This window comes from Phenylobacterium sp. (assembly GCF_024508875.1).
Classification (GTDB): Bacteria; Pseudomonadota; Alphaproteobacteria; order Caulobacterales; family Caulobacteraceae; genus Phenylobacterium.
Window position 1 is genome coordinate 1 of the sequence record NZ_JANINU010000053.1, and the last position, 10541, is coordinate 10541.

The 10541-nt window shown below is 68.5% G+C and carries 10 protein-coding genes; 5 read left to right on the forward strand and 5 right to left on the reverse strand.

Annotated elements, in window-relative coordinates:
* The first annotated feature begins 29 nt into the window (after positions 1 to 29).
* Positions 30 to 1679: a chaperonin GroEL gene (gene groL / locus Q0L11_RS05275; RefSeq protein ID WP_296595869.1), complete on the forward strand. Its 1650-nt coding sequence runs from the start codon at positions 30 to 32 to the stop codon at positions 1677 to 1679.
* 169 nt (positions 1680 to 1848) lie between these two features.
* Positions 1849 to 2529 carry a DUF6624 domain-containing protein gene (locus tag Q0L11_RS05280; RefSeq protein WP_296595871.1) on the forward strand — a complete coding sequence of 227 codons (681 nt, stop codon included), beginning with the start codon at positions 1849 to 1851 and terminating at the stop codon, positions 2527 to 2529.
* A gap of 12 nt (positions 2530 to 2541) precedes the next feature.
* On the opposite strand, the gene phnE is transcribed toward Q0L11_RS05280, so the two are convergent.
* The 3 genes from phnE to phnC are packed head-to-tail and all read right to left on the reverse strand — an operon-like array spanning position 2542 to position 5146.
* Entirely contained in the window at positions 2542 to 3342 is an 801-nt protein-coding gene (gene phnE, locus Q0L11_RS05285; protein WP_296595873.1) for a phosphonate ABC transporter, permease protein PhnE, read from the reverse strand.
* The gene (gene phnD, locus Q0L11_RS05290) at positions 3339 to 4355 is read right to left on the reverse strand and encodes a phosphate/phosphite/phosphonate ABC transporter substrate-binding protein (protein WP_296595874.1); all 1017 of its coding nucleotides are present in this window, start codon (positions 4353 to 4355) and stop codon (positions 3339 to 3341) included. The genes phnE and phnD overlap by 4 nt, the downstream gene beginning before the upstream one ends.
* Entirely contained in the window at positions 4352 to 5146 is a 795-nt protein-coding gene (gene phnC / locus Q0L11_RS05295) for a phosphonate ABC transporter ATP-binding protein (protein ID WP_296595875.1), read from the reverse strand. The genes phnD and phnC overlap by 4 nt, the downstream gene beginning before the upstream one ends.
* Before the next feature lie 289 nt (positions 5147 to 5435).
* Here phnC and Q0L11_RS05300 point away from each other — a divergent pair, with 289 nt between their 5' ends.
* The 3 genes from Q0L11_RS05300 (at position 5436) to Q0L11_RS05310 (ending at position 8800) form a co-directional block, all read left to right on the forward strand.
* The gene (locus tag Q0L11_RS05300) at positions 5436 to 6707 is read left to right on the forward strand and encodes a type III PLP-dependent enzyme (RefSeq protein ID WP_296595876.1); all 1272 of its coding nucleotides are present in this window, start codon (positions 5436 to 5438) and stop codon (positions 6705 to 6707) included.
* 100 nt (positions 6708 to 6807) lie between these two features.
* Positions 6808 to 7863 (forward strand): deoxyhypusine synthase, encoded by a 1056-nt coding sequence (locus Q0L11_RS05305; protein ID WP_296595877.1) that lies wholly within the window; start codon positions 6808 to 6810, stop codon positions 7861 to 7863.
* A gap of 148 nt (positions 7864 to 8011) precedes the next feature.
* Entirely contained in the window at positions 8012 to 8800 is a 789-nt protein-coding gene (locus tag Q0L11_RS05310; protein ID WP_296595879.1) for a phosphatase PAP2 family protein, read from the forward strand.
* Between the two features lie 12 nt (positions 8801 to 8812).
* On the opposite strand, the gene Q0L11_RS05315 is transcribed toward Q0L11_RS05310, so the two are convergent.
* Both Q0L11_RS05315 and Q0L11_RS05320 read right to left on the reverse strand, forming a co-directional pair.
* On the reverse strand, positions 8813 to 9751 hold the full coding sequence (locus Q0L11_RS05315) for a carbohydrate kinase family protein (RefSeq protein WP_296595880.1): 939 nt from the start codon (positions 9749 to 9751) through the stop codon (positions 8813 to 8815).
* Positions 9752 to 9758: 7 nt separating this feature from the next.
* Positions 9759 to 10412 (reverse strand): class II aldolase/adducin family protein, encoded by a 654-nt coding sequence (locus Q0L11_RS05320; RefSeq protein ID WP_296595881.1) that lies wholly within the window; start codon positions 10410 to 10412, stop codon positions 9759 to 9761.
* Positions 10413 to 10541 lie beyond the last annotated feature (129 nt).

Genomic DNA, 10541 nt, shown 5'->3' on the forward strand with positions numbered 1-10541 from the left:
CACCGAAATTCTAGGAAAGAGAACCAGCCATGGCTGCCAAAGACGTCTATTTCGCTTCTGACGCGCGCGACCGCATGCTGCGCGGCGTCAACATCCTCGCCAATGCGGTGAAGGTCACCCTGGGCCCCAAGGGCCGCAACGTGGTCATCGAGAAGTCCTTCGGCGCCCCGCGCTCGACCAAGGACGGCGTGTCGGTCGCCAAGGAAATCGAACTGGCCGACAAGTTCGAGAACCTCGGCGCGCAGATGATCCGCGAAGTCGCCTCGAAGACCAACGACAAGGCCGGTGACGGCACCACGACCGCCACGGTCCTGGCCCAGGCCGTCGTCGTCGAAGGCCTGAAGTCGGTCGCCGCCGGCATGAACCCGATGGACCTGAAGCGCGGCATCGACAAGGCGGTCGCCAAGGTCATCGAAGAGATCAAGTCGAACGCCAAGAAGGTTTCGGACAACTCCGAGATCGCCCAGGTCGGCACCATCTCGGCCAACGGCGACGTGGAAGTGGGCGAGATGATCGCCAAGGCCATGGCCAAGGTCGGCAACGAAGGCGTGATCACCGTCGAGGAAGCCAAGACCGCCGAGACCGAACTCGACGTCGTGGAAGGCATGCAGTTCGACCGCGGCTACCTGTCGCCGTACTTCATCACCAACGCCGAGAAGATGGAGGCCGACCTCGAAGAGCCGCTCATCCTGCTCTTCGAAAAGAAGCTCTCCACCCTGCAGCCGCTGCTGCCGGTCCTGGAAGCCGTGGTCCAGTCGGGCCGTCCGCTCCTGATCATCGCCGAGGACGTCGAGGGCGAAGCGCTGGCCACCCTGGTGGTCAACAAGCTGCGCGGCGGCCTGCGCGTCGCGGCGGTCAAGGCTCCGGGCTTCGGCGATCGCCGCAAGGCCATGCTGGAAGACATCGCCATCCTGACGGGCGGCCAGCTCATCTCCGAAGACCTGGGCATCAAGCTCGAGTCGGTCACGCTCGACATGCTGGGCAAGGCGAAGAAGGTCACGATCACTAAGGACGACACCACGATCGTCGACGGTTCGGGCGACAAGACCGACATCGACGGCCGCATCGCCCAGATCAAGGCTCAGATCGAAACGACCTCGTCGGACTACGACAAGGAAAAGCTGCAAGAGCGTCTGGCCAAGCTGGCCGGCGGCGTCGCGGTCATCCGCGTCGGCGGTTCGACCGAAGTCGAAGTGAAGGAAAAGAAGGACCGCGTCGATGACGCCCTGAACGCCACCCGCGCTGCGGTGGAAGAAGGCATCGTCCCCGGCGGCGGCGTCGCCCTGCTGAAGGCCTCGAAGGTTCTCGAAGGCTTCAAGGGCGACAACGACGACCAGGAAGCCGGCGTCGCCATCGTGCGCCGCGCCCTGCAGGCCCCGATCCGTCAGATCGCCGAGAACGCCGGCGTCGAAGGCTCGATCGTGGTCGGCAAGGTGCTGGAGAACGGCTCGGCCACCTTCGGCTTCAACGCCCAGTCGGAAGAGTACGTCGACCTGGTGAAGGCCGGCGTCATCGACCCGGCGAAGGTCGTCCGCACGGCCCTGCAGGACGCCGCCTCGGTGGCCGGCCTGCTGATCACCACGGAAGCCGCCATCGTCGAAGCCCCCAAGAAGGGCGGCGGCGCTGCGGGCGGCATGCCCGGCGGTGGCATGGGCGGCATGGGCGACATGGACTTCTAACCATGTAGCTCGTCATCCCGGGCACGGAGCGGCGAGAGCCGCGCGGGCCGAGCCGGGGACGCACCTACGGAACGAGGGCGGGATCGAAAGATCCCGCCCTTTTTCGTTGCGCCAGAATCCGGTCACAACCTGAGGCAAGCGTCACCGTCACACCTCGCAGGGGATCGCCATGCTCGTCGCCGCCATGCTCGTACAGGCCGCGGCCGTCCACGTCGCGGCGCCCCCGGCCGACGTCTCCCTAGAGACCCGCATCGCCATCGCCCCCGTGGCCGCCGCGATCGCCGAGGTCCGCGCGAAGCAGGCTGCCTTGCCCCCGCCGAAGGATGACGCCGAGACGCTGGTCCGCCTGGGAGCCCTGGACCAGGCGGCGCGGGCGGGCCTCGGCAAGATCGATCCGCGCAAGCTGCCGGCCGCGGACCGCGACGCCGCCTTCAAGATCGTCTCCAAACAGATCCGCGACGTCGACGCGGCGAACCAGAAGGCGCTGCTGGAGATGCTGCCGCCCGAGGGCTGGTTCACGATCGGCAAGTACGGACGCGAGGCCTCTCAGGCCGCCTTCATGATCGTCCAGCATGCCGGGCCGGACCTATGGCGCAGGTTCCTGCCGGTGCTGGAGCCGCTGGCGGCGAAGGGGGAAATCGCCGGCGGCGACTACGCGCTGATGTACGACCGCCTGGCCACGACCGAGGGCCGGCCGCAACGCTACGGCTCGCAGATGAGATGCGAGAACGGCCGGTTCGTCCCGTTCCCCACCGAGGCTCCGGAGGGGATCGAAGCGCGCCGCGGGGCCCTGGGCATGCGCCCATACGCCGAGTACCTGGACAGCTACGCCAAGGCGCCGCCCTGCTGAGGCCCGCCGCGCTTAGAGCAGCCGGCTCCGGATCGCCTGGCTCAGCATGTCGATCAGGCTGACCGCCACGATGATCACCACCACGATGGCCGCGGTGTTGGAATAGGCGAACGCGTTCAGGCTGTCGAAGAGCACCTGGCCGATGCCGCCGGCGCCGATCAGGCCCAGCACGGTGGCGCTGCGGCTGTTCGACTCGAAGCGGTACAGCGCATAGCTGGTCCACAACGGCGCGACCTGCGGGATCACGCCCCAGATCACCTCGTGCAGCTTGTGGGCGCCGGTGGCGCGCACGCCTTCCACGGGACCCTTGTCGATGGACTCGACGGCCTCCGAGAACAGCTTGGCCAGCACGCCCGAGGTGCCGATCGACAGCGCCATGACCCCCGCCAGAGGCCCCGGGCCTACGGCCACCAGGAAGATCATCCCGATGACCAGGTCGGGCACCGAGCGCACGATGTCCAGGAACCGGCGCACCGGGATCTGGATATAGGCCGGGGTGATGTTGCGCGAGGCCAGCAGGCCCAGCGGCGCCGCCGCCAGGATGGCCAGCGCCGTGCCCCACAGCGCCATCTGCACCGTCAGCCACATCTTCGAGGCATAGAGCCCCAGATCGGTGAAGTCGGGGCTGAGGAAGCCCTTGCCCAGCTCCTGCATGTTGCCGGAGTTCTGGAACAGCAGCGGGAACTTGTTGAGCTCGGCCGGCCCGAAGGCGATCGCCAGCAGCACGACCAGGCCGCCCCAGAGCGCGATGTCCGGGGCGCGCTGGGCCAGCGACCGCTTCGGCGGCGGCGGAACGGCGGTCGGGGTCGTCATTGGGCGGGAGCGGGCTCGAGGGCGCGGCTCTTGGCGGCTTCGGCGCTGATCTTGTCGAACTCGGCCTGGGCCTTGGCGATCTTGGCGGCGTCACCCGAACGCTTCGCGGCGGCCAGGCCTTCGCTGGCTTCCATCTCGCGGATCGGGTCGAGGTAGGAGTTGTCCGCCGGGCGGAAGCCGCCGTAGGCGAGGCCCTTCAGTACTTCGCGCTGTTTCTCCGCCTTTTCGTCGGTCCCCGTCCCATAGGTGAGGAAGAACTGGCGGATCTTCTCCTTCAGCGCCGGATCGAGGTCCTTGCGGACCACGATCGAGCTCTCGGGAAGCGGCGGCGACTGCCAGATCGTCTCGACCTTGGCGGCTAGCTCGGGGCTCTGCCGCTGGAAGAACAGCATGCCGACCGAGTTGTTGGTCGCCACGTCGACGACGCCGTTGGCCACCGAGAAGGCGTTGGCCTGGTGGCTGGCCGAGCGCACCGACTTGAAGCACTTGTTCGGCTCGATGCCCTTGGGCGTGAACAGATAGGTCATCGGCGCCAGGGTGCCCGACGTCGACTGGGTGTCGCCCAGGCCAAAGGACAGGGTCTTGTCGCACTTCAGCACCTTGTCGAGGGTGATGCCGCTGCCCTTCTTGACGATGATCACCGACTTGTAGGTCGCATCGCCCCCGGCATCGACCACCCGGCCCAGCACCTGGCCGTCGGCGCGGTTCACCGCCTCCAGCGCGGGCGAGGCCGAGAACCAGCCGATCTGCACCTGCTTGAAGCGCATGGCCTCCACGAGGCTCGTGTAGTTGGTGGCGAAGTAGGGCTTCACCTTCACGCCGATCTGCTCGGACATGTCTGCCAGCAGCGGCGCCCAGAGCGGCTCCATGGACGTCTGGTTCTCGGCCGACAGGATCGAGAAGGTGAGCTCCTTGGGCGTGCCGCCCTCCGCCGGCTTCTCGGCGGGCTTGCCGCACGAGGCCAGGGCCAGGGCCGCGGCGCTCAGGGTGAGGATGAGGGTGCGACGGATCATGTGGGCGCTCCTTCCCAGAAGACGTCCTCGAATTCGGGGCCGTAGATGTCGATGAGTTGCTCGCGCTTCAGGCCACCGGACGGGCCGTCGTAGACGACCTTGCCCGCCTTAAGCGCCACCACGCGGTCGCAGTAGCGCAACGCGTAGTCCACCTGGTGCAGGGTGACGATGACGGTGAGGCCGTCGTCGCGATTGAGTTCGCGCAGGATCTCCATCACCCGGCGGGCCGAGACGGGGTCCAGCGAGGCGACCGGCTCGTCGGCCAGGATGATCTTGGCCTTCTGCACCAGCGCCCGGGCGATCGCGCCCCGCTGCTGCTGGCCGCCCGACAGCGTGTTGGCGCGCTGGGCTGCGTAGTCCGAGACGCCGAAGCGGTGCAGGGCGGCCATGGCCGACTGCTTGGTCTCCTCTGGCCACAGCCCGAAGGCGGCGCGCCAGAAGCCGATGCGGCCCAGTGACCCCAGCGCCACGTTGGTGAACAGGCTGAGCCGGCCCACCAGGTTGAACTGCTGGAAGATCATGCCGATCCGCGTGCGGGTCTTGCGCACGTTGGGATCGATCCTGCCGTCCTTCTGGACCGGGCCGTCGAAGGCGACGATCTGGCCGGGACCGGCGTCGATGGTCTGCAGGGCGCTGATCGAGCGCAGGAGCGTGGATTTCCCCGATCCCGACGGGCCGATGAGGGCGATCATCTCGCCCTTCGTGGCCTCCAGCGACACCCCGTCGAGGGCGCGGCGCTGGCCGAAGGTCTTGGAGACGTTCCGTATCGACAGAACGGCGGCGTCAGGCATGTGACTGGTCGGAGCTTTCCCGTATTAGCCCGGCTTCATGGCACGGCGCGCCGCCCCCGGTCTAGCGCGGCCCTGCGACATGTTCGCTCCGGGTTGAAAAAGCCGGAATATTCGACGCTTGCGCCCCCCCGGACAGACCCGTCCGGCCGCCGCGCCGACCCGCCGCACAAACAAGCCCTTTACACACCCGTCCAAAGACCCTATCTGCGCGCCTTCCGGCGGACCCGAAGTCCTAAAAAGCGCTGCTAACGCCGGTCTGGGTTCAACAATCCGTTGGGGGTTGCGTGAGGTGCACACGTACCATACGCCCCTGGACCTGGTCCGCGAGCGGTCTCCGGAGCGTCCTGTCGCCTTTGCGCGGCCGGATGCTGTGGCCGTAGCGGCGCGCTGGTTCCAGGACAATTTTCAAGGCGACGTTTTCTACGCTGTGAAGGCGAACCCTTCGCCGTGGGTCATCGAGGCCCTGGTGAAGGCCGGCGTGAACTCGTTCGACGTGGCTTCGGTCCCTGAGATCGAACTGGTCGCCCAGTTCGCTCCGGGCGCGCGCATGGCGTTCATGCACCCGGTGAAGAGCCGCAAGGCCATCGCCGAGGCGTATCACCGCCATGGCGTGAAGACCTTCTCGTTCGACACGCACGAGGAACTGCAAAAGATCCTCGAGGCGACCGACGGGGCCAACGACCTGACGCTCATCGTCCGCCTGGCGGTCGTCGCGGAAGGCGCGTCCTATTCCCTGTCCGGCAAGTTCGGCGTCCCGGCGCACGAGGCTCCCTCGCTGCTGCTGGCCGCGCGCCGCGCCACCCAGGGCAAGATGGGCGTCTCCTTCCACGTCGGCAGCCAGTGCATGCGGCCGACCGCCTACCAGGCGGCGATGGCCCAGGCGAACCGCGCCATCGTGCGCGCCGGCGTCATGGTCGACATCGTGGACGTGGGCGGCGGCTTCCCGTCGGTCTATCCGGGCATGGTTCCGCCCGACATGGCCGACTACGCCGACAGCATCCATCGCGGCTTCGCCGAGATGAGCGTGCACGAAGACACCGAGCTGTGGTGCGAACCCGGCCGGGCGCTGGTGGCCGAGGCCTCCTCGATCCTCACCAAGGTCGAGCTCAAGAAGGGCGACGCGCTGTACCTCAACGACGGCAGCTACGGCTCGCTGTTCGATGCGGCGCACGTGAAGTGGCCCTTTCCGGTGAAGCTCTACCGCGGCGAGGGCGAGGGCGCGCACGAGGTGGAAGGGCCGCTGAAGCCCTTTCGTTTCTACGGTCCCACCTGCGACAGCCTCGACCACATGCCGGGCCCGTTCTGGCTGCCGGAAGACATCCAGGAAGGCGACTACATCGAGATCGGCATGCTCGGCGCCTATGGCGTCGCCATGAACACCCGCTTCAACGGCTTCGGCGACGCCGAGACCGCGATCGTGGGCGATGCGCCGATGGCCTCGATGTTCGGCCTGGCCGGCCGCTCGATCCGCCTGCCCCGCGAGGAGCGGGAGGAGGAGCGTAAGGTGGTCCGTCTGTCGCGCCCCAAGGGCGCCGCCGGGAAGAAGCGCCGCAAGCGCTAAAAGGGTCACATTAGTGCTATAGGCGCGGCCGGTCGCTCCGTCCCGGTCGCGCCTTTCTGTTTTCCGACGGGCGATCACCCTCAGAAGGGAACTTCGGAAGATGAACGCTCCGGTGAATTCGAACCGCAAAGCCGAACTGCTCGCCAACACCGTCGAGCACGTGGCGATCGACCAGTACGACGCCCGTCCGGTGATCGACGCCATGCGCAAGATGAGCTTCACCAGCCGCGACACCGCGCGCGCCGCCGACATCTGGTCGATGTCGCTGGAGGACGCCGAGTGCTCGACCTGGCTGACGCTGGCCGGCTCCACCTCGGCGGGCGGCTGCATGCACATCTACCGCGACATGGTGAAGTACGGGATGATCGACGCGATCGTCGCGACCGGCGCCTCGATCGTGGACATGGATTTCTTCGAAGCCCTCGGCTTCAAGCACTACCAGGCCGACTCCACCGTCGACGACCGTGAGCTGCGCGAGATGTACATCGACCGCATCTACGACACCTACATCGACGAGGAGGAGCTCCAGAACTGCGACGGCACGATCTACGCGCTGTGCGAGATGCTGGAGCCCCGCCCCTACTCCAGCCGCGAGTTCATCCATGAGATGGGCAAGTGGCTGGCCGCCGGCAACGCCAAGAAGCCCGACAGCCTCGTCGAGGTCGCCTACCGCGAGGGCGTGCCGATCTTCTGCCCCGCGTTCGTGGACAGCTCGGCCGGCTTCGGCCTCGTGAAGCACCAGGTCGAGCGGATAAAGGCGGGCAAGCCCTATCTCACCATCGACGCGGTGGCCGACTTCCGCGAGCTGACCGAGATCAAGCTGAAGGCGGGCGCCACCGGCCTCTTCATGGTCGGCGGCGGCGTGCCGAAGAACTTCGCGCAGGACACCGTCGTCTGCGCCGAAATCCTCGGCCACGAGGTCGACATGCACAAGTACGCGGTCCAGATCACCGTGGCCGACGTGCGCGACGGCGCCTGCTCGTCCTCGACGCTCAAGGAAGCCTGCTCGTGGGGCAAGGTGGACGTGACCTGGGAGCAGATGGTGTTCGCGGAAGCCACCACCGTCGTCCCGCTCATCGCCTCCGACGCCTGGCACCGCGGCGCGCACAAGAACCGCAAGAAGCGCCGCTGGGCCGACCTGTTCCAGAAGGCGTAGGGCTCCGTCCCACACTACCGATCGGGGGCCGTCGGCACGTCCGGCGGCCCTTTTTCGTTTCCGGCTCAGGCGGCGCGGCGGGCGGCCCCCGTTGCCACGACGGCGCGCCTTTGCGACACCCGAAGCCACAGTTTCGGGAGAGTGTGCGATGCGGATGATGCAGGTGCTTGTAAGCGTGGCCGCGGTGGGCCTGATCGGCGCGGCCGAGGCGCCGAAGCCCGCGGCGCCGGCGGTTCCCCAGCCCTACCTGACGGCCGAGGACGTCGACACCTACAAAATCCTGCCGCCCGCGCCGGTCGCCGGCACAACGCGCTACGAGGCCGACCGCACCCTGTACCTCCAGACGCGGAAGTTCGAGGGCACGCCGCGCTGGGAGATGGCCAAGGGCGACGACAACTCGTTCGGCATCATCAAGGGCATGAGCTGCGCGCTCGGCGCCGAGCTCACGCCGCAGAACGCGCCCAAGACCTACGCCCTGTTCGCGCGTGTCGGCCGCGACGCCAGCCAGATCACCAACCGGCCGAAGGACATCTACAAGCGCCAGCGGCCCTATCTCATCGACGAGGGTAACACCTGCATCGCCAAGTCGGAGGGGCTGGCCAAGAGCCCCGACTATCCGTCGGGCCACAACACCTGGGGCTGGACGGTCGGCCTGCTCCTGTCCGAGATCGCGCCCGACCGCGCCACGCCGATCATGTCCCGCGCCCGCGCCTTCGGCGAAAGCCGCATGGTCTGCGGCGTGCACAACATGAGCGCCGTCCACATGGGCTGGGCCAACGGCTCCATCCTCGTCGCCGCGCTGCACGGCAAGGAGGCGTTCCGCAAGGACCTGGACGAAGTGCGGAAGGAAGTGGCCGCCGTTCGCAAGACCGCCCCGGCGCCGGACGCCGCCAAGTGCGCCGCCGAGGCGGAGGTGGTGGCGACGAACGTGTACTGACGCAGCGCGGACCTAGCTCGCCACGGCGTATCGCCCCATCGCCGTCACCGTCGCGTCGAAGCTTGCCAGGGCGCCCAGCGTGCCGACGCCCTCCGCGACCAGCCCGGCCACCATCGCGGCGAACCGGCATGCCTCCAGCGGGCCCCAGCCCCGGTCGAGGGCCGCGATGAAGCCGGCGCAGAACGAATCCCCGCAGCTTGTCGTATCGACCGCATCGACGGCGAACGCCGGCACGGCGTGACGCCGGCCGTCGATGAGCGCCACGACGCCGGCGCGCCCGTTCTTGATCACGCAGGCCCCTGCGCCCAGAGCGACGAACCGCTCGGCCGCTGCCGCCAGATCCTCCGAGCCGGAGAGCAACACCGCCTCGGCCGCGCTCGGCATGAAATAGTCCACGTGCGGGAGGATGCGGCCGATCTCCTCGGCCGCGCTGCCTCTCGGCGAGATCAGGTCGCAGGTCACGACCGCGCCGGCGGCCTTCGCCTCGGCCAGCAGGGCCGCGCCGGGGCCGCCGTCCGTCGTCGGCCCGCCGACGGCGGCGTAGTGCACGAACCGGCTCCCGCGCGCGGCGGCGACCACCGCGGCGTCCAGGGGCGGCGACAGCCCCGCGCCCGGCCGATGGAAGCTCGAGCGTCGGCCGTCGCTTTCGACCGCCAGCAGCGTGGACGAGGTCGGCTCGCCCGCGCGCGTCGCCAGCAGGCGGGTATCGACGCCCAGGCTCTCCAGGCCGGTCCGGACGAACAGGCCGTTCATGTCGTCGCCGACCGCCCCCGCCAGCGCCGTCCGCACGCCCAGCTTGGCGGCGACGAGCGCGGCCCCCGCCGCAGTCCCCGCGGGCGCACAGGCCAGCCCCTTTATGAGGCTCGCCCGCTCGGTGTGGGTCAGCGCGTCGATCGGGTAGGCGTTGATGTCCAGCGTGGTGAGTCCGATGGCCAGCAATCCGGTCGTCATGGGCCCCTCACGCCGTCCGGCCGTAGCCGCTGTTGCCGGTCCGCCGGTGGAAATCCGCCCAGTCCTCGGGCGTCAGCCGCCGCGGCTCGCCCAGCGCCCGCGCCAGCACATAGTGGCGGCACGAAATCTCCAACCGGTGCGCCAGGGCGACGGCGCTGGCCAGGCTGCGGGCGCGTGTGGTCGCGCCGTGGTTGGCCATCAGGCACGCGCTGCGCGCCTGCAGCGCCTCGGCCACGTCGCGCGCCAGGGCTTCGCTGCCGAAGGTCGAGTAGGGCACGCACGGCACGTCGTCCCCTCCGAACGCCCCCACCATGTAGTGGAAGCCCGGCAGCGGCTGGCCGTGACACGCGACGGCCACGCAGTAGTCGGAGTGCGTGTGCACCACCGCGTTCGTCCCGGGACTGCCTCGATAGATCCGCGCGTGCAATTGCCACTCGCTGGAGGGCTTCCGGTCCGCCTCCCAGGTGTCATCGGAGCCGACGTACACCAGGCTGTCCTCGTCGATGGTCTCGGCGCTGGCCCCGGTGGGCGAGATCAGCATGCCATCGCCGTGGCGCACGCTCAGATTTCCCGACGACAGCTCGGTCAGCCCGAGCTCGGCGACCTGGCGATAGGCCCGCACAAGGTCCTGCCGCGCGGACAGTTCGGACGTCGGCGGCATCGGCGTTCTCCGGCTGAGGTCTCGGCCACGTCCTATCGACATCGCCGATCCCGCCGCTCGCGACAAGTTGGCGGCGGCTCAGATCCCCGCGTACCACTCGTAGCCGCGGTCGGGCCAGAAGCCGCCGGC